Origin of the sequence: Corallococcus caeni (genome assembly GCF_036245865.1) — a bacterium.
Taxonomy (GTDB): domain Bacteria; phylum Myxococcota; class Myxococcia; order Myxococcales; family Myxococcaceae; genus Corallococcus; species Corallococcus caeni.
The window spans coordinates 135,505-161,197 of record NZ_BTTW01000011.1 but is presented as its reverse complement, the minus strand read 5'-3'; the positions used below and the strand labels follow the sequence as shown (position 1 = coordinate 161,197).

The 25,693-nt window shown below is 72.2% G+C and carries 23 protein-coding genes; 12 read left to right on the top strand and 11 right to left on the bottom strand.

Annotation, left to right across the window (positions count from 1 at the left end; translation table 11 throughout):
• Window positions 1–3: 3 nt before the first annotated feature.
• Both AABA78_RS34930 and AABA78_RS34925 read right to left on the bottom strand, forming a co-directional pair.
• A complete protein-coding gene (locus tag AABA78_RS34930) occupies window positions 4–1,008 on the bottom strand; it encodes a hypothetical protein (protein WP_338269806.1) in 1,005 nt (334 codons plus the stop codon).
• An 85-nt stretch (window positions 1,009–1,093) separates the two neighbouring features.
• Window positions 1,094–1,897, bottom strand: coding sequence for a hypothetical protein (locus tag AABA78_RS34925; protein ID WP_338269805.1), 804 nt, complete (start codon window positions 1,895–1,897; stop codon window positions 1,094–1,096).
• Between the two features lie 55 nt (window positions 1,898–1,952).
• Between AABA78_RS34925 and AABA78_RS34920 the strand changes: the two genes are divergently transcribed.
• Window positions 1,953–3,350 (top strand): hemolysin family protein, encoded by a 1,398-nt coding sequence (locus AABA78_RS34920; protein WP_338269804.1) that lies wholly within the window; start codon window positions 1,953–1,955, stop codon window positions 3,348–3,350.
• Window positions 3,351–3,370: 20 nt separating this feature from the next.
• Here the strand turns inward: AABA78_RS34920 and AABA78_RS34915 are convergent, their stop codons facing one another.
• Genes AABA78_RS34915 through glgA form a run of 3 tightly spaced genes read right to left on the bottom strand, consistent with a single transcriptional unit; the run spans window position 3,371 to window position 6,248 of the window.
• Window positions 3,371–3,862 (bottom strand): hypothetical protein, encoded by a 492-nt coding sequence (locus AABA78_RS34915; protein ID WP_338269803.1) that lies wholly within the window; start codon window positions 3,860–3,862, stop codon window positions 3,371–3,373.
• Window positions 3,862–4,779 (bottom strand): serine/threonine protein kinase, encoded by a 918-nt coding sequence (locus AABA78_RS34910; protein ID WP_338269802.1) that lies wholly within the window; start codon window positions 4,777–4,779, stop codon window positions 3,862–3,864. The genes AABA78_RS34915 and AABA78_RS34910 overlap by 1 nt, the downstream gene beginning before the upstream one ends.
• Window positions 4,780–4,814: 35 nt before the next feature.
• Window positions 4,815–6,248 carry a glycogen synthase GlgA gene (gene glgA / locus AABA78_RS34905; RefSeq protein WP_338269801.1) on the bottom strand — a complete coding sequence of 478 codons (1,434 nt, stop codon included), beginning with the start codon at window positions 6,246–6,248 and terminating at the stop codon, window positions 4,815–4,817.
• Between the two features lie 71 nt (window positions 6,249–6,319).
• On the opposite strand from glgA, the gene pdxH reads away from it, so the two are divergent.
• Window positions 6,320–6,919, top strand: a complete 600-nt coding sequence (pdxH, locus tag AABA78_RS34900; protein WP_338269800.1) for a pyridoxamine 5'-phosphate oxidase — start codon at window positions 6,320–6,322, stop codon at window positions 6,917–6,919.
• Window positions 6,920–6,944: 25 nt separating this feature from the next.
• On the opposite strand, the gene AABA78_RS34895 is transcribed toward pdxH, so the two are convergent.
• On the bottom strand, window positions 6,945–9,368 hold the full coding sequence (locus AABA78_RS34895) for a CapA family protein (RefSeq protein WP_338269799.1): 2,424 nt from the start codon (window positions 9,366–9,368) through the stop codon (window positions 6,945–6,947).
• A gap of 148 nt (window positions 9,369–9,516) precedes the next feature.
• Window positions 9,517–10,206, bottom strand: coding sequence for an SDR family oxidoreductase (locus tag AABA78_RS34890; RefSeq protein ID WP_338269798.1), 690 nt, complete (start codon window positions 10,204–10,206; stop codon window positions 9,517–9,519).
• Window positions 10,207–10,310: 104 nt separating this feature from the next.
• On the opposite strand from AABA78_RS34890, the gene hemG reads away from it, so the two are divergent.
• The 3 genes from hemG to AABA78_RS34875 all read left to right on the top strand — a co-directional run bounded on the left by hemG (window position 10,311) and on the right by AABA78_RS34875 (window position 13,789).
• Entirely contained in the window at window positions 10,311–11,702 is a 1,392-nt protein-coding gene (gene hemG / locus AABA78_RS34885; RefSeq protein WP_338269797.1) for a protoporphyrinogen oxidase, read from the top strand.
• A 255-nt stretch (window positions 11,703–11,957) separates the two neighbouring features.
• Window positions 11,958–13,016 (top strand): sensor histidine kinase, encoded by a 1,059-nt coding sequence (locus tag AABA78_RS34880; RefSeq protein WP_338269796.1) that lies wholly within the window; start codon window positions 11,958–11,960, stop codon window positions 13,014–13,016.
• Window positions 13,013–13,789, top strand: a complete 777-nt coding sequence (locus AABA78_RS34875) for a LytR/AlgR family response regulator transcription factor (protein ID WP_338269795.1) — start codon at window positions 13,013–13,015, stop codon at window positions 13,787–13,789. The genes AABA78_RS34880 and AABA78_RS34875 overlap by 4 nt, the downstream gene beginning before the upstream one ends.
• Window positions 13,790–13,817: 28 nt before the next feature.
• Here AABA78_RS34875 and AABA78_RS34870 read toward each other — a convergent pair whose 3' ends face one another.
• Together AABA78_RS34870 and AABA78_RS34865 are read right to left on the bottom strand one after the other, a co-directional pair.
• A complete protein-coding gene (locus AABA78_RS34870; protein ID WP_338269794.1) occupies window positions 13,818–15,284 on the bottom strand; it encodes a hypothetical protein in 1,467 nt (488 codons plus the stop codon).
• A gap of 115 nt (window positions 15,285–15,399) precedes the next feature.
• Window positions 15,400–16,887 (bottom strand): glutamate-cysteine ligase family protein, encoded by a 1,488-nt coding sequence (locus tag AABA78_RS34865; protein ID WP_338269793.1) that lies wholly within the window; start codon window positions 16,885–16,887, stop codon window positions 15,400–15,402.
• 181 nt (window positions 16,888–17,068) lie between these two features.
• Here AABA78_RS34865 and rlmN point away from each other — a divergent pair, with 181 nt between their 5' ends.
• Both rlmN and AABA78_RS34855 read left to right on the top strand, forming a co-directional pair.
• On the top strand, window positions 17,069–18,145 hold the full coding sequence (rlmN, locus tag AABA78_RS34860) for a dual-specificity RNA methyltransferase RlmN (RefSeq protein ID WP_338269792.1): 1,077 nt from the start codon (window positions 17,069–17,071) through the stop codon (window positions 18,143–18,145).
• A 200-nt stretch (window positions 18,146–18,345) separates the two neighbouring features.
• Window positions 18,346–18,732, top strand: a complete 387-nt coding sequence (locus AABA78_RS34855; RefSeq protein WP_171419480.1) for a hypothetical protein — start codon at window positions 18,346–18,348, stop codon at window positions 18,730–18,732.
• Between the two features lie 19 nt (window positions 18,733–18,751).
• Here AABA78_RS34855 and AABA78_RS34850 read toward each other — a convergent pair whose 3' ends face one another.
• On the bottom strand, window positions 18,752–20,362 hold the full coding sequence (locus AABA78_RS34850; RefSeq protein WP_171419478.1) for an adenylate/guanylate cyclase domain-containing protein: 1,611 nt from the start codon (window positions 20,360–20,362) through the stop codon (window positions 18,752–18,754).
• 33 nt (window positions 20,363–20,395) lie between these two features.
• A complete protein-coding gene (locus AABA78_RS34845; RefSeq protein ID WP_338269791.1) occupies window positions 20,396–21,250 on the bottom strand; it encodes a metallophosphoesterase family protein in 855 nt (284 codons plus the stop codon).
• 88 nt (window positions 21,251–21,338) lie between these two features.
• Between AABA78_RS34845 and gluQRS the strand changes: the two genes are divergently transcribed.
• From gluQRS to AABA78_RS34820, 5 genes are all read left to right on the top strand, one after another.
• Window positions 21,339–22,277 carry a tRNA glutamyl-Q(34) synthetase GluQRS gene (gene gluQRS / locus AABA78_RS34840; RefSeq protein WP_338269790.1) on the top strand — a complete coding sequence of 313 codons (939 nt, stop codon included), beginning with the start codon at window positions 21,339–21,341 and terminating at the stop codon, window positions 22,275–22,277.
• Between the two features lie 156 nt (window positions 22,278–22,433).
• Window positions 22,434–23,399: a hypothetical protein gene (locus AABA78_RS34835; protein WP_338269789.1), complete on the top strand. Its 966-nt coding sequence runs from the start codon at window positions 22,434–22,436 to the stop codon at window positions 23,397–23,399.
• A 73-nt stretch (window positions 23,400–23,472) separates the two neighbouring features.
• Window positions 23,473–24,111, top strand: coding sequence for an AgmX/PglI C-terminal domain-containing protein (locus tag AABA78_RS34830; protein ID WP_338269788.1), 639 nt, complete (start codon window positions 23,473–23,475; stop codon window positions 24,109–24,111).
• 45 nt (window positions 24,112–24,156) lie between these two features.
• Window positions 24,157–24,996 carry a GNAT family N-acetyltransferase gene (locus AABA78_RS34825; protein ID WP_338269787.1) on the top strand — a complete coding sequence of 280 codons (840 nt, stop codon included), beginning with the start codon at window positions 24,157–24,159 and terminating at the stop codon, window positions 24,994–24,996.
• Window positions 24,997–25,183: 187 nt separating this feature from the next.
• Window positions 25,184–25,633: a hypothetical protein gene (locus AABA78_RS34820; RefSeq protein WP_338269786.1), complete on the top strand. Its 450-nt coding sequence runs from the start codon at window positions 25,184–25,186 to the stop codon at window positions 25,631–25,633.
• Window positions 25,634–25,693: the final 60 nt, after the last annotated feature.

Sequence of the window (25,693 nt, the reverse complement as noted above, 5' to 3'; positions counted from 1 at the left end):
AGGTCACTTCTTGCACGGGGACAGCGTGCGCTTCGCGTGGAGGAGGTCCTCTTCCGTGGGACTTCCGTAGCGCACGGCCTTCGGGGCGGCCTTGAGCTTCTGGTAGTCGTACGCGTAGAGCACGCCCATGTCGCGGCTCAGGATGAAGCGCGGGCCGCTGAAGTCCCAGAGGCCTCCGAAGAGCTGGCCTCCCGGCTTGAGCGGCGTCAGCGACGTGCTCTCCCGCCCGCGCACGAACAGCATGGACAGGTCGTCCGTCGCCCAGTTGCACGGGTTGCTGCCGTTCCTGTGCAGATAGGACACCGTCAGGTCGAACGCGCCCTCGCCCTCGTCGCCCGTCACGCCGAAGTACTCCCAGAGCCGCGCGCACTCCGGCGCCGCGCAGTCCTGCGGCGGGATGTGCTCCGCGTAGTCCGGCGGAATGCCGTCCATCTCCTTGCCCGTCAGGCTCCGGTTGGGCCGGCGCAGCACGCACCCCGTGGGCTCGTCCTTCTGCCTGAGCGCGATGGGCGTGCCCGGAAGCCGCCCGGGCGGCAGCACCTCGCACTCCATCGCCAGCTCCGCCATGAGGTACGTCTGGCGGTCCTCGTCCGTCCCCATCCGCACCGCCCAGTACGCGATGGGCGTCCCCTTGCACGCCTTCGACTTCTCCTTGCCGAACACCCAGATGGGCGCCTTCTTGGTGTCCAGCGCGCCCAGCTTCTTCGCCATCTCCATGGGCACCGGCTTCACACCGGAGCGGCTGCGCGCCCCCGCCTGGAAGAACTTGTCCTTCGACGCAGGGATGATGGCCTGGTGCACCAGCCAGCCCAGCCGGTCGATGCCCACCTGCCCCATGGGCGTCATCGGCAGGAACTCCGGCTTCACCGGGCATCCCCGGTCCGGCTCCGGCATGTCCACCACCACCGCCGAGCCGTCATCCACATCCGTCTGCGCCCACGCGGCCCCCGGCCCCACCGTCAGCGCCAGCACCAGCGCGAACCCCGCGCGCATCACTCCGTTCGTCATTCCGTCGGACCTCCACCCACGGTCATACCGCAAGCAGAAGCCCTCCGGCGCGCCCCCAGCGCTCAGCGCGGCTTCTTCCCCGCGCTCAGCGAGGCTTCTTCGGCGGCGCCTTGCGCTTCACCGGCGGCGCGGGCGCCACCACCCCGGCATCCGGCGCGGGCACGTCCGACACCGTCGCGTCCACCGCCTCCTGCTTCGCGGAGTCCTCCGGCTTCGGCGGCGCCTCCACCTCCGTGCGGTCCTCCAGCGGCACGCGGCCCACCGCGCGGCTGAACAGCTCCCACAGCGCCTTGCGGTGCCCGGCCCGGTCCGTCTTCCCCGACAGCACCAGCCCCGCGCCGCTGTAGCGCACCGTCAGCCCCGGCGGCATCCCCGCCTCGAAGTCCTCCAGCTGCGCCTGGAGCTGCGGCACCGCGAACGTCAGCTCCAGCTGCGGCGCCAGGTACGCGTGCGTCTTGAGGAACGTGCGCAGCGCCAGGCGGCACGCGTTGTCGTTCACCGTCGCCGTCAGGGCAGGCTCCGCGCCTTCCGTCGCCTTCAGGTCCGGGCAGGCCTTCTTCGCCGCCGCGAGCTCGGCCGTGGTGTTCTGCAATTCGATGGACCCCACCATCACCCGCCACACCGCGAAGCGCCCCTCCGCGTACAAGAGCACCCGCGCGATGCCGGCGTCGTGGGGCGTGAGCAGCAGCTCGCCGCTCTGGGACAGCGCCTCCGCCGTCACCACGGAAGGCGCGTCGGACTCCGCCCAGTCCACCGCGGTGAGCTTCTGGAACTTCTCCTTGCCGGGCTCCAGCGTCAGGGCCTGGTCCACCGGCCAGGCCAGCGCCGCCACGGGCGCCAGCAGCGCGCCCAGCAGTCCGCCAATGACGTACATCCGACGTCCCCGCATGGTGCCTCCCGCCAGGGTGGTATGCCCCTCTAGCACGGGATAAGAACCTCCCCCTATGCCTACCTGGACCCTCTGGGTCGCCTGCCTGGCCCTCTGTTTCATGAGGTCCCTGGTCGCCGCCGCGGAGTCCGCGCTCTACGGGACGTCCGACCTGCGCGCCCAGGAGCTCGCGGAGGAGAGCAAGACCACCGCCGCCCGCCGGGTGCTCCGTCACAAGACGCACCGTGAACCCGCCGCCACCGCCCTGCGCCTGGGCATGGTGCTGTCCGGCTTCCTCGCCGCCGCCATTGGCGCCTTCGTCCCGCCGCGCCTGCTGGACTTCAGCCGCTACGCAGAGGCCACCTGGGTGCCCGTCGCCACGGTGTGCGCGGGCGCCCTCTTCGTGGGCGTGCTCGCCAGCCTCATGGAAGTCACCCTGCGCGGCCTGGCCAACGGCAACCCGGAGCGCTGGGCGCTGCGCCTGTCGGGCCTGGTGTCCCTGCTGGTGACGGTGCTCTACCCGCCCATGCGCCTGATGCTGGGCCTGCTCAACCTGGGCGCCCGCACCTTCGGCCGCACCCTGCGCTTCGAGCCGCCGCCCCCTCCGCTGGAGGAGCTGGAGAAGCTGCTCGCCGCCCAGGCCGCGCGCAACGAGGTGGACAAGAGCGCCCCGCAGCTCATCCGCTCCATCTTCGAGCTGTCCGACAAGCGCTGCCGCGACGTGATGGTCAACCGCACGGACGTCATCTCCGTGGACATCACCACGCCGCCGGACGAAGTGCTGCGCATCCTGGCGGAGGAGAACCACTCGCGCATCCCCGTCTACAAGGACGACGTGGACCACATCGTCGGCGTGCTGCACGCGCGCGACCTCATCCCGCTGCTCCAGCACCCGGAGCTCATCGTCCTGCAGGACGTCATCCGCCCCGCCCACTTCGTGCCGTGGATGAAGCCCGTGGGGGACCTGCTGCGCGACATGCAGAAGCGGAAGATCCACATGGCCATGGTCGTCGACGAGTACGGCGGCTTCATGGGCGTCGTCACGCTGGAGGACATCCTCCGCGAAATCGTGGGCGACATCGGCGACGAGTTCGAGGTGGAGGAGAAGCTCGTCGAGAAGATGGCCGACGGCACCTCGCTGGTGGACGCCGCCATGGAGGTGGATCAGTTCACGAAGCTCTTCGGCTTCCCGCTGCCGGAGGGCGACTTCGACACGCTGGGCGGCTACCTGTCCTCGCTGGCGGGCCACCTGCCCGACGTGGGCGAGCGCTTCACCTACAACGGCTGGCAGTTCGTCGTGGCCACCAAGGAGGGCGCCCGCATCGACCGCGTGCGGATGTCCCGCCTCAAGAGCGCCGCCCCCGGCACCTCGGACGGCGTGCCCCGCGACGGCGTCCCCGCGCCGAAGGACGACGGCCAGGGCCCGCCGCGCCCGCCCGCCGACTCCGGCACGGCTTCGGACGCGAAGGGCTGAAAGGGGGGCCCCAAGGCCTCTCACTGCGCCGGGCTGGACTCCCCGCCCGGCACCCACGCGAGGTCCAGCGAGCGCGCGTCCCGGAAGGGCGCACGCCGCTCGGAGCCTCCGAAGCGCAGCACCACGCCCCCCTCCAGCCGCACCACGTGCGAGCCGACTTCCGGCCGGCCGCCACCGCGCGCCACGGCCAGCGGGAAGTAGACCTCCAGGGGGACCTCGCCCTCGCCATCCAGGGGCACGCCCAGCACCTGCTCGCCGGTGGCCACGCGCCGTCCGTCCACGCGCAGGTCGAAGTCCACGCGGGTGAGCGTGGCCGCGTCGGAGGACGGGTTGCGCACCTGGAGCTTCAGCGTGAGCGCGCCGGAGCCGTCCCGCGTGAAGGCCAGGTCCACCGCCTCCACGCGCACCGCCTCGTCGTAGGCGCGCGGGCGGAAGGGCACCACGCCCAGGCAGCCGGACAGGAGGAAGAGGCCGGCCAGCCCTGCCCCGAGCACCGCCCGGCGCGAGCGCATCAGCCGCCCAACAGAGGCTGCAGCGCCTCCACCGTCAGGGGCCAGCCCGCGCGGCGCGCCAGCACCTCCAGCGCCTTGATGAACTCCGCCGCGGACTGGAAGCGGCGGGCCCGGTCCGCGAACAGCGCCTTGCGCGCCACCCGCGCCGCGTAGTCCGGCAGGTCCGGCGCCAGCGAGGACAAGAGCGGCACGCGCGCGTCACGCACCTGGTGCATGAGCTGCGCTTCGTTGTCCCCGGTGAAGAGGCGGCGGCCGCCCCACAGCTCCCAGAGGATGACGCCCACCGCGTACAGGTCCGTGCGGGCGTCCACCGCCTGCCCCAGCACCTGCTCCGGGCTCATGTACGGCAGCGTGCCGCGCAGCGCGCCGGAGTCGCCGCGCATCATCCCCTCCACCTCCGCCACGCCGAAGTCGGTGAGCTTCACGTCGCCCTGGATGCCCAGCAGCACGTTGGCGGGGTTCACGTCGCGGTGGACGATGGTGGCGCCGTTCTCCCCCACCTTGGCGCGGTGGATGTAGTCCAGCGCCTTGAGGATGCACCACGCGATGTAGCAGGCGGACTCCGGCGGCATCGCGGCGCCCGCCTTGATGAGCAGCTCCTGCATGTAGCCCAGCGTCCGGCCGCTCACGAGCTCCTGCACCATGAGGTAGTCCGGCCCGGCGCGGAACAGCCGGAACGTCCTCACGATGTGCGCGTTGCGCAGGCGCACCGTCAGCTTCGCCTCGTCGACGAAGGCCTTCACATACGCGGGGTCGTTGCGGAAGGACGGGTGCAGCCGCTTGATGACGACTTCCTCGGGCTCCCCGGGGGAGCGCTGGGTCGTCTCACGGGCACGCGCCTGATACACCTCCGCCATGCCGCCGACCGCCAGCCGGCCGACCACTTCATAGCCACCCAGGTCCGGAGCTTCCGCCACGCGGCAAGTTTAGCGCGGATCCGGAAGGGGCCCCACTATTCCTCCACCAGGGAGGAGAAGAGGGCCTCGTACTTCCGGGCGGACGCGGCCCAGGAGAAGTCCTTCCCCATCCCCCGCACCTGGAAGTCCCCCAGCCGTGCGGGGTCCGCGTACAGGGAGAGCGCCCGGCGGATGGCGGCCAGGAGCGCCGAGCGGTGGAAGGACTCGAAGAGGACGCCGTTGCCGTCCAGCCCCCCCTCCACCGTGTCCACCAGCCCGCCCGTGGCCCGGACGATGGGCACCGTGCCGTAGCGCAGGGAATACATCTGGTTCAGGCCGCACGGCTCATAGCGGCTGGGCATGAGGAAGAAGTCCGCCCCCGCCTCCACCAGGTGTGACAATTCCGGGTCGAACCCGATGTGCACGCCCACCTGCTTCGGGTAGCGGGCCCGCAGCGCGCGCAGGCCGTCCTCCAGGCCGGGCTCGCCGTTGCCCACCGCCACGAACTTCAGGTCCGCCTGGAGCGCCGCGGGCAGCGTCTCCAGCAGCAGGTCCACGCCCTTCTGCCACGCCAGCCGGCTGACGATGCCGAACACCGGCGCGTTGCCTTCCGTGGGCAGGCCGAAGCGCTCCAGGAGGGCGCGCTTGCACACGGCCTTGCCCGTCATGTCGTCCGGGCCGTAGCGCGCCGGCAGGAAGGCGTCCGTCCGGGGGTTCCACTCGTGCGCGTCGATGCCGTTGATGATGCCGGTGAGCGCGTGCGAGCGGCGGCGTAGGAGGCCATCCAGCCCGTAGCCCTGCTCCGCCGTTTGAATCTCCCGCGCGTAGGTGGGCGACACGGTGGTGAGCGCCTCGGAGTAGACGAGCCCCGCCTTGAGGAAGTTGACCTGGTCGTAGAACTCCACGCCCTCCGGGGTGAACAGGTCCCAGGGCAGCCCCAGGTCGTCCATGGTCCGCTTGGGGAAGTGCCCCTGGTAGGCCAGGTTGTGGATGGTGAAGACGCACTTCGCCTTCGCGAGCGGCGTGCCCCCGAAGCCGCGGCGCAGCGCCACCGGGACGAGCCCCGTCTGCCAGTCGTGCAGGTGGATGATGTCCGGGAAGAAGCGCAGCCGCTGCGCGGCCTGGAGCGCGCCCACGCACAGGTAGGCGAAGCGGCGGGGGTTGTCCTGGAACTCGCCGGCCGCGTCGCCGTAGAAGCCCTTGCGGCCGCCGTAGAAGGCCTCGTTCTCCAGGAAGAGGACCTCCAGGCGTTCGGTGAGGCGCGCGGACAGGATGGGGCCGCCCGTCTCACCGAAGGGGAAGCGCAGCACCAGGGACTGCCCGGTGGGCAACAGCTGTCCGGCGTTGCGCACGTCCTGGTAGCGGGGCGTGACGATCTTCACGTCGTGCCCCAGGCTGGCGAGCGCCGTGGGCAGGGCCCCGGCCACGTCGCCCAGTCCCCCCGTCTTCGAGAAGGGGGTGACCTCCGAGGCGATGAAGAGGATCTTCATGAGGCCCGCCATTGCGTGCGAGTCCCGACAGGGAGTCAACCGCGAACGTGCGCGCCGGGGCCGTGTTTCCTATGGTGCGCCGCGTGACGAATATCCCTGCCGACCCCATCCAGCGCTTCGCGGACCTCTTCGCCCAGGCGAAGGCCGCAATTCCCGTGGACCCCAACGCCATGGTCGTGGCGACCGTGGACGACCAGGGCCGCCCCAGCTCACGCGTGGTGCTGCTCAAGGACTTCGATGCGCGGGGCTTCGTCTTCTTCACCAACTTCCACAGCCGCAAGGGGCGTCAGCTCCGCGCGCACCCGTTCGCGGCGCTGTGCTTCCACTGGCAGCCCCTGGAGCAGCAGGTGCGCATCGAGGGCCGCGTGGAGCAGGTGACGGACGCGGAAGCCGACGCGTACTTCCAGAGCCGCGCGCGCGGCAGCCAGATTGGCGCGTGGGCCAGCCTCCAGAGCGAGGAACTGCCCTCGCGCGAGCTGTTGGATCAGCGCGTGGCGGAGGTGGAGGCGCGCTTCCAGGGCCGCCCCGTGGAGCGGCCGCCGCACTGGAGCGGCTTCCGCGTGGTGCCGGACCGCATCGAGTTCTGGCACAGCCGCCCCAGCCGGCTGCACGAGCGCAACCTGTACCTGCGCGACGGCGCGGGCTGGAAGACGCAGCTGCTCTTCCCCTGAAGCTCTGGGGACGCTCGGGGGATGATCAGGGCACGCGGTGCTCGCGGAAGGTGACTCGCAGCGTGTACGTGCCCGCCGGGGCCTCCACCCGCACGAAGTCCCTCGCGTGCGGCGTCTGCTGCGTGAGCGTTCCGCCCGTGGCCTGCTTCTCCCAGGCCACCAGCGCCAGGTCGTCCACCGCCGTCACGCCCTGCCCGGACTTCGGGGGCGCGGTGGTGAGCGTCAGGTCCAGCGCCCACGGCGCGTTCCACAGGTCCGGCCTCGGCGGGTCGGCGGGGAAGTGCAGGTCCTCCGCCACCAGCGTCCAGTCGTAGGTGCCGCCGTCGTGGCGCAGCACCGTCTGCTCGCCGAAGAGGGTGTAGGACTCCACGGGCAGGTACTGCACCTTCGCGGAGAAGGCGCCGCCGCCCTGCCCCTTCAGCCACGCCACCGCCGTGAGGTCGCGGTTGGGCGGGCCTTCCGCGAAGCCCGGCGGACGGAAGCGGTTGACCAGCTTCACCGCCGCGCTCCGCTCGCCCGACGCCCGGCGCTGACAGAGGGCCGCGGCGCCCCGGTGCGGACCGTCCTGGCAGACGTAGCCGGCATTCGGGCCCACGCTCCAGCGCGGCGCCTCGTTGGCGTCGTCGTCCACGTCGTGGTCCTCGAAGTCGCCGTGCAGCAGCACGTCGCGCCCGGCCTTGAGCTTCACGGCCGTGCCCTCCGCCGCGCCCGTGAGCGAGGCCACCGCGACGGACTCCCCCTGATGGCGCAGGGGCCGCAGGTCCACCGTGGCGCGGCCGCTCACGTCCACCGTCACGGGCACGTCCACGGTGCGCTCGCTCACCGCCGCGTGCCGGTCTTCCGGGAGCAGCTCGCCCCATGAGGGCTGGGGCACCAGCTCCACGCCACCCTCGCGGGACAACTCCGCCAGGTTGCGCAGGAAGCTCTCCGCCAGGTCGCCCGCGACGGGCCGGGGGCGGTAGTCCTCGATGTAGACGGGCACCGCGCGGGCGCGGTCCACGCGCGCGCCCGTGGCCTCCACCTCCGCCATCAGGCCCACCATCGTCTCCAGGCGGTCCTGGTCGAAGGCGAAGTTGCCCAGCGACTGCGCCATCAGCACGCCCTCGTGGCGCGCGAAGCCCTGCGGGATGTGCGGGTGGTGCGCGATGACCAGCCCCGCGCCCGCGTCCACCAGGTCGCGCATCCGCTGCGCCGTCGGGGTGGAGGGCCGGACGCTGTACTCGACGCCGGTGTGCAGCAGCGCCACCGGCACGCGCCCCTGCGCCCGCTCCGCGCCCAGCAGCGCGGACACCCGCGTCATGTTCCGCGCGTCCGCCGCGCCGCCCTGGTTGGGGCCCGCGACGTACTGCTGTTCGTGCGCGCTGCCGGTGATGGAGCACATGGACACGAGGCTGTAGTTCGCGCCCGCGAGCGGCACGCGCGCCGGCACGAAGGCCGCATCCTCGTTCTGGCCCGCGCCGCTGAAGGCCATGCCCGTCGCGGCCACGTGCGAGAGCGTGTCGCTCAGCCCCGGCGCCAGGTAGTCGTAGACGTGGTTGTTGCCCAGGCTCACGTAGTCCACGCCCAGCCACGGCAGCGCGGGCATGGAGCCGGGCAGCGTGAAGAAGGCATAGGCCTTCTCGTCGTGGGGCGTGGACGGGTGGTCCGTCACCGGCGTCTCCAGGTTCACGGCGCGGAAGTCCGCCGCCTGGAAGTAGGGCCGCACGTGCGTGAAGACGGCCTTCGTGCCCGGCAGCGGATCCGACACGCGGATGAGCGCCGCCGGGTCGTCCTGGGGCATCTGGTTGCGCGGCGTGGTGTCGTCCGGATCCAGGAAGCGCCGGCCCAGCGACACGTCGCCCGCGAAGAGCATCCGCACGCCGTCCCTCGGAGACAGGCGCACCGGCGGCAGCGTCACGCGCTTCTCCGTCAGGCTCCGCCGCAGCTCCACCGCGACCACCGCCGGGCGGAAGCCCTCCGCGTCCACCGTGAGCAGCCGGTTGTGACGGGGCAGCACGGGGAAGCGGAAGTGGCCGGCCTTGTCCGTGCGCGCCTGCGCGTCCCCCACCTTCACCACGGCGTCCGCGACCGGCGTGCCCGCCGTGGAGACCAGCGAGCCCTCCAGCGCGATGCCGGTGCAGGCGTAGTCATGCCGGGCGGTGCGCTCGGCTTCGGGGAGGGAGGCGTCCGCCGCGGGCTCCGGCGCGCAGGCCGTCAGCACCGGGGACTCCTCCTCCTCCGGTGGCGGCTCCTCCGCCGTCTCGTCGGGAGGGGGCTCCTCGTCGGGAGGAGGTGCGTCGGGCGGGGGCGTCTCCTCGGAGGGCGGGTCGTCCGGAGGCGTCACCGGCGTCGAGGGCCCATCACCCGGCGTCACGGCGTCCTGCCCCTGCTTGGGCGTGGAGGCGCCCGGACCGCACGCCACGAGACACGCCGCCACCCACCCCACGGGCCACCACCGCCGCCACGCCATCCCACCCCTCCGCCGCAGACATCCTCGCGACGAGATGGGGACGAGGGCAGACAGGCGCCAGGGAAGGCCTCGCACCCCAGGGCCGCTTGCCTGCCCCGTGGGGCCGGGCGGTGTTCACCCGGGAACACTGCCCTCATCCCTCAGGCCACTACCAGGGTACTTCGGCGCCCTCGTAGTCGAAGAACCGGCCGGAGTGCTCCAGCGAGATGCTGTCGATGACCCTCAGCATCCCGCGCACGGACTCCTCCGGCGGAAGCGGCGCGTCCTGCCCGCCCATGTCCGTCTGCACCCAACCCGGATGCAGCAGCACGCACGCCAGCCCCTCGCGGCGCAGGTCGTTGGACATGGAGCGCACGCCCATGTTCAGCGCGGCCTTGGACATGCGGTAGGCGTACGCGCCGCCCTCCGTGTTGCTGGAGAGCGACCCCATGCGCGACGTGACGTGCGCCACCTTGCGCCCCGCCCCGGTCCGCAGCGCGGGCAGCAACGCGGAGGTGATGCGCAGCGGCCCGAGCGCGTTCACCTCGAAGGTGCGGGCCAGGTCCTCGAAGTCCAGCTCGTGCAGCCCCACCCACAGGCCGGACACGCCCGCGTTGTTGATGAGCACGTCCACCGGCTCGCGGGAGACGCGCTCCGCGAACGCCTGGACGCTCTCCGCGCGGGTGACGTCCAGCGGGTGGATCCTCAGGCGGTTGCCCGCCTCCAGCAGCAGCGGCTCCAGCCGACGCGCAAGCTCCGGGGCCCGCACGCCGGCGTCCACGGTTTCCCCCCGTCGCAGCAGTTGCTGCACGAATTCGAAACCGATGCCACGGCTTGCTCCCGTGATGACATAGCGCATGCCTTTATTAACGCGCCGGGTGGCTCTCCTTGGCAAAGCTCTTGCCTTCGCACTAAGGCGCCCGGGGTTGCTCACCTCAGGACAAGGGTAGGAGTTCAGACGTCATGACGGTCGCGGTCATTGGGGGAGGAATCACCGGCCTGGCCCTGGCCCATCGATTGCGGGCTCGCGGCACGGCTGCCGTGGTGCTGGAGTCGACTTCGCGCGTGGGCGGAAACGTGCAGACCCACGCACGCTCGGGCTACTTGCTGGAGGCCGGGCCCAACAGTTTCCTGGACCGGGAGCCGACGACGCGTGAACTGGCGGAGACGCTCGGTGTGTCTTCACGCATACGTCCGGCGGATGCGGCGGCAAAAAACCGTTATGTATACACCCGCGGCGCGTTGAGGGCCCTCCCCGCGTCGCCGCCGGCCTTCCTGAAATCCGACATCCTCCCCCTCGCGTCCCGCCTGCGGGTGGTGGGGGAGCTGTTCAGCCGGCGCAACCCTACGGGTTCGGATGAATCCCTGGCCCAGCTGGGTCGGCGCCACCTGGGACGCGAGGCAACCTCGGTCCTGCTGGACGCGATGCAGACGGGCACCTACGCGGGGGACCCGGAGCAGCTGAGCGCGGAGGCCACCTTCCCGCAGCTCGTGAAGTTCGAGCGGGAGCACCGCAGCCTCATCCTGGGCGCCATCCGGGCGCAGCGCGCGGCGCGACAGGCGAAGGCCGCGGGCGCGGGCCCCGGGCTCACCGGGCAGATGAGCACGTTCGACGGCGGCCTGGGCGTGCTGGTGGACGCGCTGGCGAAGGCGCTGGGCGGCGCGGTGCGCACGGACGCGAAGGTGGACGGGCTGGAGCGCACGGCGGACGGCTGGAAGGTGCGGTACCAGGAGCGCGGCCAGCCCGCGGAGCTGACCGCGTCGCACGTGGTGCTGGCGGTGCCCGCGCACGTGGCGGCGGCGCTCTTGCGTCCGCTGGACGCGGAGCTGGCGCGGCAGGCGGACAGCATCCCGTACGCGCCCATCGCCGTGGTGCACCTGGGCTTCGCGCCGGGGACGATTCCGAAGCCGGACGGGTTCGGGTTCCTGGTGCCGGCGGTGGAGGGCACGGCGATGCTGGGCACCATCCACGTCTCCACCACGTTCCCCTTCCGCGTGGAGGGCGGGCGGGTGCTCTTGACGTGTCTGATGGGCGGCGCGCGCCGGCCGGAGGTGGTGGCCCGGGATGAAGACGCGCTGGCGGCGCTTGCGCGCGAGGAGCTGAAGGCGATGGCGGGGCTCACCGCGACGCCGGAGTTGACGGAGGTCATCCGCTGGCCGCGCGGCATTCCGCAGTACACGGTGGGCCACCTGGAGCGGCTGGCGGCGATGGACGAGCGGGTGAAGCGCTGGCCCGGCCTGCACCTCACCGGCAACGCGTACCGGGGCGTGGGCGTCAACGACTGCATCCGCGAGGCGACGCGGCTGGCGGACGCGCTGGGCGGGGAGGCGGCGGGAGCGGTCCGGAGCGCCTGAGCGACCGCTCACCCCGGACTCGCGACGGCCGGGGGCAACCCTCCCCGGCGGGTCCCTGGGTCGGTGCCAGAGTTCGTGGGCATGTTTCACGGACACTGGAGAAACCCCCCATGTTCTCACTGCGCTCGCCGCTCCTGTTCGTGCTCGCCGTCCTCTTCTTCCCCGCGGTCCTCGCCGGGACGCTCGTCCTGGACCTGGTCCCCGCGCCCGTCCCCCAGCGCTAGGACGCGGGACGGTGTAGCCTTCCGCCTCCGCATGCAGGAGACGTCGTCGGAAGGCTCCATCGTTCGCGCCACGCTGCGCGCGCTCGTCGCGCCGTGGCGGCTGGCGCCCATCGTCCTGGTATCGCTTCCGCTGCTCGCGGCCCAGGTGCGCTGGAGCGTGGATCCGCGCGCGTTCTGGATTGGCCTCTTGCTGTGCCTGCTGTGCGTCGCGGTGGCGCCCGTGTCGTACCGGGTGCTGTTCCCGGAGGGGCTGGACCTGAGCCACGGCGGCATCCGCCTGCTGCTCTACGCGGCGGTGGGCAGCGGCGTGGTGCTGTCGGTGGGCTATGCCCTGCCGCGCGTCACGCACATGCAGGACACCTTCCTGTCGGAGCCGTACAACCTGGCCATCTGCGGCGGCTTGTTCCTCGTCGCGGGCTGGGGGCTGGGGCGAGACATCGGTTTTGAAGAGACGCTGGCCCACGAGCGGGCCCGCGCCGCCCGCTTCGCCTGGGAGGCCGAGCAGGCGCAGCTGCTGGCCCTGCGCAGCCACCTGGATCCGCACTTCCTCTTCAACACGCTGAACGCCATCGCGGAGTGGTGCCGCGAGGACGGCGCCGTCGCCGAGGCCGCCGTGCTGCGGCTGTCCACGATGCTCCGCTCGGTGCTCGCGGGCGTGCGCAGCGTCACCTGGCCGCTGTCGCAGGAGCTGGAGCTGATGCGCACGCTCTTCGACCTGCACCTCTTGCGCGACCCGGACCTGTTCCAGCTGCGCATGGACGTGGCGGACGGGCTCGCGGACGTGCCCGTGCCGCCGCTGCTGCTGCTGCCGCTGGCGGAGAACGCGGTGAAGCACGGCCCGGCGGCCGGCCACCGGGGTCCGCTCACCGTGGAGGTGGTGGCGCGTGAGGGAGCGGTGGTGGTGTCCATCGACAACCCCGGCGCGTCCAGGGGTCCGCGCGAGGGCAGCGTGGGCCTGCCCACCGTGGAGCGCAGGTTGGCGCTGGCCTACGGCGGCCACGCCCTCTTGTCGCTGGAGAGCGCCGACGGGCGCACCCGTGTCACCGTCACCCTGCCCCGCCAGGGCCCCCAACCCGGAGTCCTCACGTGAGAGAGCCCCTGCGCGTCCTCATCGCCGACGATGAACTGCTGGCCCGGAAGCGCCTGTCCCGCCTGCTGGCCGCGCTGCCGGACGTGAGCGTCTGCGGCGAGGCGGTGGATGGGGACTCGGTGCTCGCGGCGGTGCGCGCGGGCGGCGTGGACGTGGTGCTGCTGGACATCCACATGCCGGGGCTGAGCGGGCTGGACGCGATGGCGCTGCTGCCCGAGGGCGGCCCCCATGTCATCTTCTGCACCGCCCACGCGGAGCACGCGGTGAACGCCTTCGAGCACGGCGCGGTGGACTACGTGCTCAAGCCCGTGGAGGCGGCGCGGTTGCAGAAGGCGCTGGAGCGCGCGCGGGCGCGGCTGCCGGCGCGGGTGAAGCCCGTGGCCGTGGCGCAGCCGGCGGCGCCAGTGGCCGACAAGCCGGCGCTGACGCGGCTGCCCATCCCGACGCGGCAGGGCCTGGTGCTGGTGTCGCCGGACGCCATCTCCCACGCGTCGCTGGAGGACGAGTTGGTGACGGTGTTCACCGCGCAGGGCGACTTCCTCACCGACTTCACGCTGAACGAACTGGCGGACAAGCTGCCCCCGGAGCACTTCCACCGGGTGCACCGCCGCGCGCTGCTCAACCTGTCGCACGTGACGCGGCTGGAGCCGCTGGAGACGGGCGGCTACCTGGCGCGCACGGCGCGGGGCCACGCGGTGGAGGTGAGCCGCCAGTCCGCGCGCGAGCTGCGCCGCATGCTGGGCCTGCGCAAGGGCGCGGAGGACGAGGGCTGAGGCCACGCCCTGCGCGAACCGCGGGCCTTCAGTTCCAGACGAACAGCCGGTGCACCTGCGCCGCGTCGTCGCCCAGCGTGTCCAGCAGGGCCTGCTTCGCGGGCGCGGGCAGCTCCGCGCCGCCGCGCGCGCAGCGGGCCGCGTCCTCGATGGCGAAGGAAGGCGCGTTGCAGAACGACTCCTGCCAGCGCGACAGGAGCGACGCGAAGAAGGTCTGCTCGTAGCCGCGCAACTGGCCGTCCAGCCAGCCCTCCTTGTTGGGGCGCTCGAACTTCTGCGGGCGCACGCCGCCGGGCTCGAAGGTGATGTTGTGCTCGTAGCCGGAGGCCTCCAGGGACTGCTCCGCCTTCACCGCCAGCGGCGCGTGGCGCTCCTGGAGGAAGCCCTGGGCCACCACCGCGAAGTGGTACTCCACGCCCCGGCGCTGCGCGTGGTAGTCGAAGGAGCGGGAGACGTCGCGGTACTTCGTCACCTCCACCGTCGTCTTGTACTCGACCGTCTTCTTCTGCTGGACCAGGCGCTTCTTCATCACGCCCTTCTCCTCGTAGGACTCCTCCACCGAGTACGGCACCTCCGCCGTCGCGGTGCGGTCCTCGTGGTCCGTGTACGGCACGCGCTCCGTCCACGGCGCCGTCAGCGTCACCGGCTCGCTGATGCGCCGCTCGCTCAGGCTCCCGGCGATGGTGAGGGGCACGGAGCGCTGGGACGCCTCCGAGTACCAGGGCGAGGCCTCGAACGCGCCCGACAGCCGCGACATCAGGTACTGCACCACGTCGTTGCTGATGCCATCCACGGACACCTGCCACGTGGGCCCCCCCAGCGCCTCCGGGAACATCCCCGCGCGGGGCGCGGGCTGCTGGTAGTGGCCGCAGTAGCGCGACACCAGCTCCGTCCAGTGCTGCGCGCCGCCGGACAGCGACTGCTTCAGCTTCGCGCACGTCGCCGCGCCGCCCTGCGCCACCGCCTCCTCCATGTCGCGGCGGATGGGCGCCATCTCCGGGTTGCCCAGCAGCGCGCGCTTGCGCTCCAGGCGCGCCTCCGCCGTCAGCGCGTGGCCCTGCTTCGCCGGTTCGATGATGAGCTGGCGCAGGTGCTGGTGCGTGCCGGCCATCTCCTCCAGCAGCGAGCTCTCCATGCCGCCATCCAGCTTGGAGTTCCACTTCACCTTGTAGGCGAAGAACTGCTCCAGGTTCGCCTCCGCGTCCTCGTCCCGCCCCTCCACGCGCGCCTGCCGCGCCTGGGTGAGCAGCTGCGACAGGCCGCGCCAGCGCAGGTCCTCCAGCGACGCGCGATACTCCGGGTTGTTGGGCTCGTCGTTGACGAGCTTCACGTAGACCTCGGCCGCCTCGACGAAGCGGCCCTTCTCCGCCAGGTCGTTGGCGTGGCTCCGGGTGGTCGAGCACGCGGTGAGCGCGCCCGCGCACAACAGCACAGGCACGAGGAAGGACTTCCGGCGAGCGCCGGAGCGGAACGAAGCGAACAAGGAGGCAATCACGGAAACGGCACCCTTCAGCGCGAGGCGCATGGCCCCGCAGGCTGACCGACAGGATGCCGGGATTATTCACCGCGACGGCCCCGTCCCGACAAGGGCCCCCAGGCTTGGGGAAACCTCAGCGCTCCACCGGCCAGGTGTGCACCGGCAGCCCCTCCTCGGACAGCTCCAGGTAGCGCTCCAGCATGGCCGCCAGCGCGTCCTGGCGGGGCATGTGCGCCTCCAGCCGCTCCAGCACGGCCCGCTGCCAGCGCGCCCCGGTCCGCTGGAGCGCCACCCGCCGGGAGATGATGTCCAGGAGCCCGTCCGCCTCCGCCGCTTCCACGCCGGCCTCCACCAGCCCGCGCCGCGCCACCGGCAAGAGCTGCTTCACCAGCTCCACCGCCGGCATCACCCGGGGGCTGGGCGCGGCCTCCGCCGGCCACAGCAGCGTCGCGCCCAGGCCGTGATGCGCCGCCTGCTTGAAGTTGCGCCGCGCCTGCCAGAAGGGCAGCGCCGGCAGCAGCGCGTCCACCCGCTCCGCCAGCCCCAGCGTCAGCCCCAGCAGGAACGCGCCGTTGGCCACCATGTCCACCACGGTGGGGCCCGACGGCAGCGCGCGGAACTCGATGCGCAGGTGGCCTTCTCCGTGCGGATCATAGACGGCCCGGTTCCACGACCAGACCGTCCCATGGTGCAGCCGCAGCTCCTCCAGCTTCGGCAGGCCCCCGGCGGCCACCACCTCCAGCGGGGACTCCTGCCCCAGCACCGGCAACAGCGCCGGGTAGAGCGCCACGGCCTCCGCGAACAGCTCGTGCGCGCCCTCGCGCACCCAGCCGTGGCCGAACGTCACGCGCGGGTGCAGGTGCGCGGCCTCGTCGCTGTCGCTGCGGTCGTCGGTGGCCTGCTGGAAGAGGGCCACGCGCGTCTCCTCCCACAGCCGCTTGCCCAGGAACACCGGCGAGTTGCCGCACGCGGCCAGCACCGGCCCGGTGGCCAGCTGCGCGGCGTTGTACACGCGCGCGAAGTCCTCCGGAGCCACGCGCAGGTGGAACTGGAGCGACGTGTTCGCCCCCTCCAGCGTCACGTCCTCCCAGGTGAGGTTGAGCGTGTCGTCGCCCGCGATGGCCACCTGGAAGGGCCCGTCGCGCCGCCTGCGGATGGCGGTGGCCAGCGCCCGGTAGCGCGGCTGCGGCGTGAGCGCGTTCTTCCCCAGGTCCACCTGCCGCAGCGTGGGGAGGATGCCCACCGCCGCCACGCGCGCGCCCTCCGTCGCCGCCGCGCGCTTGAGCTCCGTCAGCACGTCGTCCAGCTGGGCCTGGAGCCCCGTGAACGGCCGTCCCGCCAGCGGCGAGGGACGCAGGTTCATCTCCATGTTGAAGCGGTTGAGCTCCAGCGTGAGCCGGTCGTCCTTCGACTTCGCCAGCACCTGCTGGTTCACCGGCAGCGGCGAACCCGCGCCGTCCACCAGCGCCACCTCCAGCTCCGCGCCCATCGTCACGGGCCCCACGCCGAAGCCGGGACGCCGGAGCACCTGCCGCAGCGCCTCCAGGCTCTCCGCGAGCCGCGCCACGAACCGCTCATGCTCCTGCGGCGTGAACTCCTCCTGCTGGATGGCCAGACCCATAGGCCCTGCACGATTGGCACGACGCGGCACGCTCGCACGCGAGGTGTCACCCGCTGGACGCCGCCATGCCCCCGGGCACCCCAACCCCGGCCCGCCACCGCGTGCGCGCGCTCTCCTGGCCGCCCTTCAGGCCGGCGGGCCCGGGTGCGACAGCGCCGGGTGTGTTATCCCAGGCCCCGTCATGCCGGACGCCACCGTCAACCTCTACGACCTGCCCCGCTCCGCGCTGGATGCGCGGCTCGCCGAGTGGGGCTTCAGCCCCCAATACCGCGAGCGCGTGTGGACGGGCCTGTACCGCGACGGCGTGACGGCGTCAGGCGACGTGAGCGGGCTGCGGCCGGACCTCCAGGCCGTGCTCCAGGAGCGCGCGCACCTGGGCGTGCTGGCCACGCACCACGAGAGCTTCAGCAGCGACGGGCTCACCCACAAGCTGCTGCTGCGCCTGCACGACGCGCAGACCATTGAAACGGTGCTGATGCGCTTCAAGGGCCGCGCCACCGTGTGCGTGAGCACGCAGGCCGGGTGCGCCATGGGCTGCGTGTTCTGCGCCACCGGGCAGATGGGGCTGTCGCGCCACCTGACGCCGGGCGAGATCGTGGGCCAGGTGCTCCACGTCACCCGCGTCCTGCGCGCGCAGGGGGAGAGCCTGCGCAACATCGTGCTCATGGGCATGGGCGAGCCCCTGCACAACTACGAGCACACGATGGCCGCGGTGGACATCCTCGTGGACCCCAAGGGCCTGGCGCTGGCGCCGCGCTTCATCACCCTGTCCACCGTGGGCGTGGTGCCCGGCATCGTCCGACTCGCGGACGAGGCCCGCCCGGTGCAGTTGGCGGTGAGCCTCCACGGCGCGACGGACGCGGAGCGCGCCGCGCTGGTGCCCGCGGGCCGCCGCTGGCCGCTCAACGAGCTGATGGACGCGTGCCGCTACTACGTGGCGAAGCGCAAGCGCCGCATCTTCTTCGAGTGGACGCTCATCTCCGGCCGCAACGACACCGCGGAGCACGCGCACACGCTGGGCCAGCTGCTGCACGGGATGGACGCGCACGTGAACGTCATCCCGCTCAACCCCACCGTGGGCTATGACGGCGGGCCCAGCGTCCCCGACGCGGTGCGCGCGTTCCAGGACGTGCTCACGTCGCACGGCGTGCCCAGCACGGTGCGCCAGCGTCGTGGCATCGACATCGACGCGGGCTGCGGCCAGCTCAAGGCCGCCGTGGAGCGCAAGCCCCGCCGCTCCCTCCCCGTCGCGTCCTGAGCAACGTGCGGGGTCGCGCGGCACACCACCCGACCTGCCGTGTCACCCCAAAGCGCTAGCGTCCATTCCGCCCGCACGCGCGTAACGAGGTGTGGGCGGGAAGCGGATGTTCATGGGCCCTTGCGTGGCATGGGCTCGTGGGCACATTCTTCAAGACGGCTTCCACGCAACCCCAACGGCTTCTCTGGCGGAGGTGGGCAATGCTTTCCATCCAGGAGCACGGCACGGTGGAAGAGGCGAGCAGCAACCTGCTCGACTTCATCCTGATCCCCGACAACTGGCTCGAGCAGGCGCCTCCGCAGCCCGAGGGCTCCTCCACATGGCCGGCATCGGACACCCAGTACCAGCGGCGCGTGGGCACGCTGCGCATCTGTGCGTCGGTGGACGTCGCGCCGTCGCTGGACGTGACGCTCCACATCGCGTTCCGCGCTCCGGGCCTCACGCCCCTCAAGGCGGCGGACCACCTGGAGAGCTTCCTCAAGCAGCGCCTGCCGCTGACGCCCAACAGCGAGTGGCAGGTGGAGGTGGACGAGCGCCGGTGGATCCACTTCTCGCGCCGTTACGCGGGCACGCACCTCCTGGCCTGACGCGGCCTTCGCCCGGCCGCTACGGCTTGAGCTGATAGTGCCGCAGCGGCTGGGCCACGTTCTTCACCGGCGTCTCCGTGAGGGGGCCGAACTGGAGCTTGCGCACGAAGGGCTCCCGCGACTGCCTCAGCGCTTCGTGCACGCTCTCCATCACCAGCGTCTCCCGGAAGCCCGCCAGGGACTGGAGGCGCGCGGCCTGGTTCATGCCACTGGAGAACGCGGTGTAGTTGCGGTTGGGCCCGAAGAGGCCGCAGTTCGCGGGGGCCAGGTTCACGCCCACCGCCACGCCCAGCCCCGGCAGCTTCACCCGGCGGCACAGCGCGGCCACCTCCTCCCGTTCGCTCAACTCCGCGGTGAAGGCCTGGATGTCCTGCGCGGCGCGCACGGCCGCCTCCGCGCGGCGCACGCGGTCCGTCTGGAAGAAGGGCGGCCCGAAGAGGCCGATGACGCAGTCACCCACCATCTTGTCGAACACGCCGCCGTGCGCCCAGATGCAGTCCACGACGCGCGCGCTCCACTCGTCCACGAAGCGGCCGATGCTGCGCGGGCTGTCGAAGCCCTGCTCGCAGATGCGGGTGAAGCCGTTGATGTCCGCGAACAGGATGCCCACCTCCTGCACCTGCGCGCGCAGGTGCCGCGCGTAGTCCGGGTCCTCCAAGAGCGCGTCGATGGCGCCCGTGGGGAAGAACTGCGACAGGTGGATGCGCTCGCGGTTGTAGTCCAGGAGGCGCTGGCTCAGCGTGGACGCCAGCACGCGGATGAGGTCCATGGCGTACGCGGAGAAGCCCTCGTTGCTCCAGACGACGATCTTCCCCAGCGGCTCGCTGCGCGTGGCCGCGGAGATGAGCACGGCCTCCGTGGTGCGCCCGTCGAACAGGCGCTTGAGCACGCCCGCGTCCCCGTGCAGGAGCCGCGTGCCGTGCTGGTGCAGCAGCGACTCCAGCGACGCGCCAGGCTGCTCTCCGCTCTCGTACTCCAGCTGCCCGTGCCGGTAGGTGCGGTAGTGCAGCACGTGCGGCTGCACGGCGTCGCGGTACAGCAGGAGGAAGCCCGGCAGCCGCACCCGCTGCGCCAGCGTGCGCACCGCGTGGTCCATGCCCGCCTCGAAGACGGGGTTGGCCAGGTGCTCGTTGCACTGGAGGATGACCTGGTGCTTCTCCGACGCGGTGTGGACCAGCATCAGCACCGTGTCCAGCTCCTCCGCCACCACGTCCAGCGCGCGCAGGCGCTTCGCGGTGACGCCCGCGTCGCCCGGCGGCCCCGCGTAGAGCACGCCCAGCGTGCCCACCGGTGAGCCCGCCACGTCCAGCGTCTGGGTGAGGAGCGTGCCCGTGTCGTGGACGCTCAGGCCCATGGGCCCCGCCAGGAGGCCCCCGGGGAAGACGCCGCCCCAGTCGCCCTCGCTCCACGTCTGCTCCACCAGCTCCTCGTCGCGCGTGGTGACGGCGATGGCGCGCGCGCCCAGGTGCTGAAGCAGCGTGGGGAAGCAGCGCCGGAAGCACTGGGTGAGCGTCTCGCGCTCCCGGAGGCTCTCCTCCAGGAGGTCGTCCGTGACACGCCCCAGCTGGCGCAGGAACCGGTACTCCTCCAGGGACAACTCAGCGGGTGGGGACGGGGGCACCGGGGTCATGTGCGCCCCTTGTACCGCCGCCCGGGAGAACTGTCACAGCGCGGGCATGTGCTTCGTGCCGCCCACGACAAGGCCGTCCTGGACCTCGATGAGCCAGTAGCCCTCCTTCCCCGCCTGGGTGGAGGAGCCCGCGCCGAAGAGATGCGGCCGGTCCTGCGTGGCCGGGTGGTGGTAGCGCTGGTGGATGTGGCCGTGGAGCACCGCGAAGCGCGGCCCCGGCAAGAGCTTCAGGAGCGCGTCCGCGTCATGCAGCCCGTGGTGCCAGCCGTCCGCGTGGTTCGCGGGGCTCTTCGGCGCGTGGTGCACCACCACCAGGATGGCGCGGCCGTCCAGCCGGGCGTCCTTCAGCAGGGCCGCCAGGCCTTCGAGCTGCGCCTGTCCCACGCTGCCGTAGGACAGGCCCGGCGTGGGCAGCGGGCGCGCGGAGCACAGCCCCACCACCGCGGCGCCCTCCCCCACCAGCCGCACGAAGGGGAACGCGCCCTCGCGGCGGTAGTCGGGCAGGTCGCTCTCCAGCAGGTCCCCGAAGTGCCGGGCGAAGCGGCCACTGCGCGCGGCGCCGGGGGTGAAGACGTCGTGGTTGCCCGGGATGACGGTGCAGCGCGCGGGCGTCGGGGCCAGGGGGCCGAGCGCGGCGCGGGCGGCGCGGAACTCGCCCTCCAGGGCGTAGGCGGTGAGGTCGCCGGACAGGATGAAGTGGTCCACGCCGTGCGTGCCTGCGTCGCGGGCGATGGCGGAGAGCGTGGCCTGCGCGTTCCGGTAGGCCTTCGCCCGGCCTCCCGCCGTCAGCTCCACGAGCGCCACCCAGCGGCGCCAGCCCAGCTTGCGCAGCGGCAGGGCGAAGTAGTCCTCGGTGATGTGGACGTCGGAGCAGTGCAGGAAGCGCATGGAGGCGGTCACATCCCACGAAACGGAAGGGAGCAGCGGGGCATTCTCTCCCAGCACGCCGGGCGGGGAAGTTATGGTTGCCGCCACGATGCGAGGACGCTTCGCCCCCAGCCCCACCGGCCGCATGCACCTGGGCAACGTGAGAAGCGCGCTGCTGGGCTGGCTCCAGGCCCGGGCCGCGGGCGGCGCGTTCCTCCTGCGCATCGAGGACCTGGACCGCGCGCGCTGCCGCCCCCAGTTCCTCCAGGACCTCTACGAGGACCTGCGCTGGCTGGGCCTGGACTGGGACGAGCCCCCGCTGGTGCAGAGCGAGCGCGACGGCGTCTACCGCGAGGCCCAGGCGAAGCTGGAGCGCGAGGGGCTCATCTACCCGTGCTTCTGCACGCGCGCGGAGATCGCCCGCGCGGCGAGCGCCCCCCACGGCCTGTCCGACGAAGGCCCGCGCTACCCCGGCACCTGCGCGAACCTCACCGCCGCACAGGTTGCCGAGCGCTCCCGCACGCGCGCCCCCGCGTACCGCTTCCGCGCGCGGGCGGGAGAGGTGCGCTTCGTGGACGAGCTGATGGGCCCCCAGGCGCAGGACGTCCAGGCGCTGGTGGGAGACTTCGTGGTGCGCCGCAACGACGGCGTGGCCAGCTACCAGCTCGCGGTGGTGGTGGACGACGCGGCCAGCCGCATCACCCACGTGCTGCGCGGGGACGACCTGCTGCCCTCCACGCCCCGGCAGCTCCAGCTCTACGCCGCGCTGGGCCTGAGCGCGCCCGCGTTCCTCCACGTGCCGCTGGTGATGGGCGAGGACGGCAAGCGGCTGGCGAAGCGCGACGGGGCGTTCGCGCTCGCGGAGCTGCGCGCGCGCGGCCGGCCTCCCGAGCACGTCCTGGGGCTGCTCGCCGCGTGGAGCGGCCTGGGCGACGGCGGCCCGGTGACGCTGCCCGCGCTCGTCGCGCGCTACCGCACGGACGTGCTCCCGCGCGCGCCGGTGGTGGCGCGCGAGGCACTGCTCCTCGACGCGCTCGGCCTGCGCTGAGGCTCACCCGGCCGTCCGTCCCACCCTTCCGGGCGGAGCGGCCGTGAGGCAGTGAAATGAAGCGGTCTGACTGGTGCACACCTTCATCCCAGACACGTACGTCCTGGCCATGTCCGAGCGGCCAGGACGACTCACGGGAAGCGAGGGTGGAGTCCAATGGCAGCCATTGTTGAAAGCGAACGCGCCGGCAACATCCCAGCGGTGCCGGGAAGTGCGTACAAGCTGAGCTGGGGCGCCATCTTTGGTGGCACCTTCGTCGCGCTGGGCGTCTGGATCCTGCTCTCCACGCTGGGCCTGGCGCTGGGCCTGTCGTCGGTGAACCCGGCCCACGCGGAGAGCGCGAAGTCCGCGGGCATCTTCACCGGCATCTGGAGCGTGATCGTCCCGCTGGTCGCGCTCTTCGTGGGCGGCCTGGTGGCCGCACGCAGCGCGGGCATCGTGGACAAGGCGGGAGGCGCGCTGCACGGCGCGGTGCTCTGGGGCCTGACGACGATCGCGGGCGTCGTGGTGCTGGGCATGGTGCTGTCGAACTTGCTGGGCGCGGTGTTCAGCGTGGGCAAGGCAGCGGTGGGCGCGGGTGGCACCGCCGCGGTGGGGGCCGTGACGGGCGGCGGTGAGGCGGCGAAGGCGTTCGGTCTGGACGCCAACGACGCGCTCGCGCCGGTGAACAAGCGCCTGCGGGAACAGGGCAAGCCCGCCGTCACCGCGAACCAGCTGGAGGCGGCGACCAAGGACATCGTCACCGAAGGCGTGCGCCAGGGCCACGTGGACCGCGAGCTGCTGGTGAGCAACATCGCGCAGAACACCAAGCTGTCGCGCCAGGACGCGGAGGACGTGGCCAACCGCGTGGAGCAGCAGGTGGATCAGGCCAAGACCCAGGTCAAGGCCAAGGCAGGCCAGGTGGGCCAGCAGGTGGAGCAGGGCGCGCTGAAGGTGGCGGACCGCTCCGGCCGCGCCTTCTGGGGCATCTTCGCGGGGCTGCTGCTGGGGCTCGTCGCGGCGGTGCTCGGCGCCACGCTGGGCGTCAGCCGCAAGCAGCGCATCCGCGCGGAAGGGGCGGTGGTGACGCCTCCGACGACGCCCACGACGACCACCACGTCGCGGCGCGAGGTGTATCCGTAGCCTCGGGCGCTCGCGTGCATCCCCGCTTCACGGCCCACCCGTGAGGCGGGTATGACACGCGGGCTCCCGGCCCATGGCATCCTCGAACCGCACCCTCTTCCGCTGGCTCCTCATCCCCGGCCTGAGCCTGGGGCTGTTCCTGCTGTTCACGCTGGGGGCCGCGTGGGTGACGCGCTTCACGGACGCGCCGGAGCCGCCCGGGCCCACCGCGCCGGCGCGCGAGCCTCGCCGGGCCCCACCGCCGCGCGCGACCGCCCCCGCGCCTGAAGCCCCCCGGGCCCCGCCCCCCGCCGCGCCGGTGCGCGAGCCGCCCCGCCCCCCCCCGCCCGGCGAGGCCTGGGACGCCCCCGACCCGCGCCGCGTGGAGGTGGTGGAGCCGGTGGTGGAGGCCTCCTCCGGCCGCATCGACGCGGAGGACCTGCGCCTGGCCATTCAGGCGGTGACTCCGCTCGTGCAGCAATGTTTCCAGGACGCCGCACAACGCAACCGGGGCGCACAGGAAGTGAAGCTGCGCTTCACCGTGGAGGGCGAGGGCTCCGAGGGGAAGATGAACCGGGGCGTGCTCGTCTCCAGCACCATCCCGGACCCCATGGTGCAGGCGTGCGTGCTGGACTCGCTCCTGGACGCGCGCTTCCCGGCACCCCATCTTGGCGGGTCCGCGACAGTGCTCTACCCGTTCCGGTTCACCGTGCCTGGGGACGCTGGCCCGTGAGGTCGGGTTGCGCGTAAGGTTCAGCCCCCCTTCGTCCCCCCGCGAATGCCCGTCACCGTCGAACAGCTCGCGCCTTCCCACACGGACGCCCTGCGCGCGCTCCTGGCGAAGGATCCCGTCCACAACCTCTACCTCCTGGGGTTGCTGGAGGAGTTCGGCATCGCGGCGCCGGAGCGCCAGGCGGCGTTCGCCTTCCACGGCCGCTTCGACAGCGGCGTCCTCACCGCGGCCGTCTTCGTGGGCGGCGAGGGCGGGCTCGTGGTGCCCAGCGCCAGCGACGCCAGCGCCACCGGCGTCATCGCGGACGCGCTCGCCCCCAGCCTCAAGCTGCGCGCCACCGTGGGGGACAAGGCCGCCGTGGACGCGCTGGTGCGAAGCCTCTGCGAAGGCAAGCCGCGCCTGTCACGCACCCAGCGGCTGTTCAGCGTCTCCGCGGACGACCTGGGCCCCTTCACCAACCCCACCCTGCGCCTGGCCCGCGAGGAGGACGTGCCCCGCCTGCTGCCCCTGGCCCAGGGCTACGTGCGCGAAATCCTGGAGCGGGACCCGCTGGCGGAGGACCCCACCCACTACGAGGCCCGCGTCCTCCAGCGCGTGCGCCAGCGCCGCACCTACGTGCTGGAAGAGGGCGGCGAGCTCGTGTTCAAGGTGGACATCGGCTGCCGCTCGCAGTTCGGCGCGGAGCTGGAGGGCATGTACACGCCCCCGTCCCGCCGCCGCCAGGGCCACGCCACGCTGTGCCTGGGACAGATTTCCCGGCACCTGCTGTCCTCGCTGCCCCGGCTGGCCCTGCGCGTCGACGAGCGCGACGAGAGCACCGCCCGCATCGCGCGCAAGGTGGGCTACCACGCCGGCCGCACCCAGCGGCTCGTGCTGGTGGAGTAGCCCCGGCGGCAACACAGGCAACACCTGCCTGTTGCTCCCGGAACAACAGGCATTGTCATAAAGACATGTAAACGACCGAAAGCACGCCATCCCGGATTGGGGCATGGCGCTTGCTCCCAGGCGTCGCGGCGCGCGTGTTCGCGAGCCCGGCGGCCCCAATCACCGCCGCATCCCCAGGGAGCAGTCCATGAAGGGTTTCCAGACGTTGGCGAAGGTGTGCGCGTTCGGTGTGGTGGCGTTGAGCGCGGGGACCGCGGCCGCGTGGCAGTACTACCCGGGCGCCGCGTTCAAGGCCGCCTATGCGTCCGACGCGTCGTGCTTCAACGTGAGCAGCTACTCCGCGCTGGTCAACAACTGTACGACGACGCGTCTGGCGATCGCCACGGTGCCCATGTGGACGGTCGGCTACCACCCGACGACGGTGCAGATCTACGGCAACAACAGCTGGTGCGAGACGACCACGGTCAACGGCGTGGGCAACGGCGCGAACCTGGGCGCGACCACGTACACGGTGGCCGGCCCCATGGCGTGGCAGACCCTCAACACGGGCGACCGCTACGTGTGGGAGGACTTCGCCATCGTCTTCCGCTGCGGCCTGCAGTCGGGCGGCGTCATCGGTGGCTTCACCATCGACTGACGTACGGCTCCTGACTTGCGCCGGGTGACGAGCCCGGCGGCAAGACGCGGTCCCGATGCA

What these genes read in the sequence shown, in the direction of transcription:
- AABA78_RS34915 (WP_338269803.1), bottom strand. Translation starts at nt 3,862, where the DNA reads ATGCGCTCGCGCCGGGCGGTGCTCGGGGCAGGGCTGGCCGGCCTCTTC.
- AABA78_RS34835 (WP_338269789.1), top strand. Translation starts at nt 22,434, where the DNA reads ATGGCAGCCATTGTTGAAAGCGAACGCGCCGGCAACATCCCAGCGGTG.
- AABA78_RS34850 (WP_171419478.1), bottom strand. Translation starts at nt 20,362, where the DNA reads ATGACCCCGGTGCCCCCGTCCCCACCCGCTGAGTTGTCCCTGGAGGAG.
- rlmN (WP_338269792.1), top strand. Translation starts at nt 17,069, where the DNA reads ATGCCGGACGCCACCGTCAACCTCTACGACCTGCCCCGCTCCGCGCTG.
- glgA (WP_338269801.1), bottom strand. Translation starts at nt 6,248, where the DNA reads ATGAAGATCCTCTTCATCGCCTCGGAGGTCACCCCCTTCTCGAAGACG.
- AABA78_RS34820 (WP_338269786.1), top strand. Translation starts at nt 25,184, where the DNA reads ATGAAGGGTTTCCAGACGTTGGCGAAGGTGTGCGCGTTCGGTGTGGTG.
- AABA78_RS34895 (WP_338269799.1), bottom strand. Translation starts at nt 9,368, where the DNA reads ATGGCGTGGCGGCGGTGGTGGCCCGTGGGGTGGGTGGCGGCGTGTCTC.
- AABA78_RS34890 (WP_338269798.1), bottom strand. Translation starts at nt 10,206, where the DNA reads ATGCGCTATGTCATCACGGGAGCAAGCCGTGGCATCGGTTTCGAATTC.
- AABA78_RS34930 (WP_338269806.1), bottom strand. Translation starts at nt 1,008, where the DNA reads ATGACGAACGGAGTGATGCGCGCGGGGTTCGCGCTGGTGCTGGCGCTG.
- gluQRS (WP_338269790.1), top strand. Translation starts at nt 21,339, where the DNA reads ATGCGAGGACGCTTCGCCCCCAGCCCCACCGGCCGCATGCACCTGGGC.
- AABA78_RS34925 (WP_338269805.1), bottom strand. Translation starts at nt 1,897, where the DNA reads ATGCGGGGACGTCGGATGTACGTCATTGGCGGACTGCTGGGCGCGCTG.
- hemG (WP_338269797.1), top strand. Translation starts at nt 10,311, where the DNA reads ATGACGGTCGCGGTCATTGGGGGAGGAATCACCGGCCTGGCCCTGGCC.
- AABA78_RS34855 (WP_171419480.1), top strand. Translation starts at nt 18,346, where the DNA reads ATGCTTTCCATCCAGGAGCACGGCACGGTGGAAGAGGCGAGCAGCAAC.
- AABA78_RS34825 (WP_338269787.1), top strand. Translation starts at nt 24,157, where the DNA reads ATGCCCGTCACCGTCGAACAGCTCGCGCCTTCCCACACGGACGCCCTG.
- pdxH (WP_338269800.1), top strand. Translation starts at nt 6,320, where the DNA reads ATGGTGCGCCGCGTGACGAATATCCCTGCCGACCCCATCCAGCGCTTC.
- AABA78_RS34920 (WP_338269804.1), top strand. Translation starts at nt 1,953, where the DNA reads ATGCCTACCTGGACCCTCTGGGTCGCCTGCCTGGCCCTCTGTTTCATG.
- AABA78_RS34845 (WP_338269791.1), bottom strand. Translation starts at nt 21,250, where the DNA reads ATGCGCTTCCTGCACTGCTCCGACGTCCACATCACCGAGGACTACTTC.
- AABA78_RS34880 (WP_338269796.1), top strand. Translation starts at nt 11,958, where the DNA reads ATGCAGGAGACGTCGTCGGAAGGCTCCATCGTTCGCGCCACGCTGCGC.
- AABA78_RS34865 (WP_338269793.1), bottom strand. Translation starts at nt 16,887, where the DNA reads ATGGGTCTGGCCATCCAGCAGGAGGAGTTCACGCCGCAGGAGCATGAG.
- AABA78_RS34830 (WP_338269788.1), top strand. Translation starts at nt 23,473, where the DNA reads ATGGCATCCTCGAACCGCACCCTCTTCCGCTGGCTCCTCATCCCCGGC.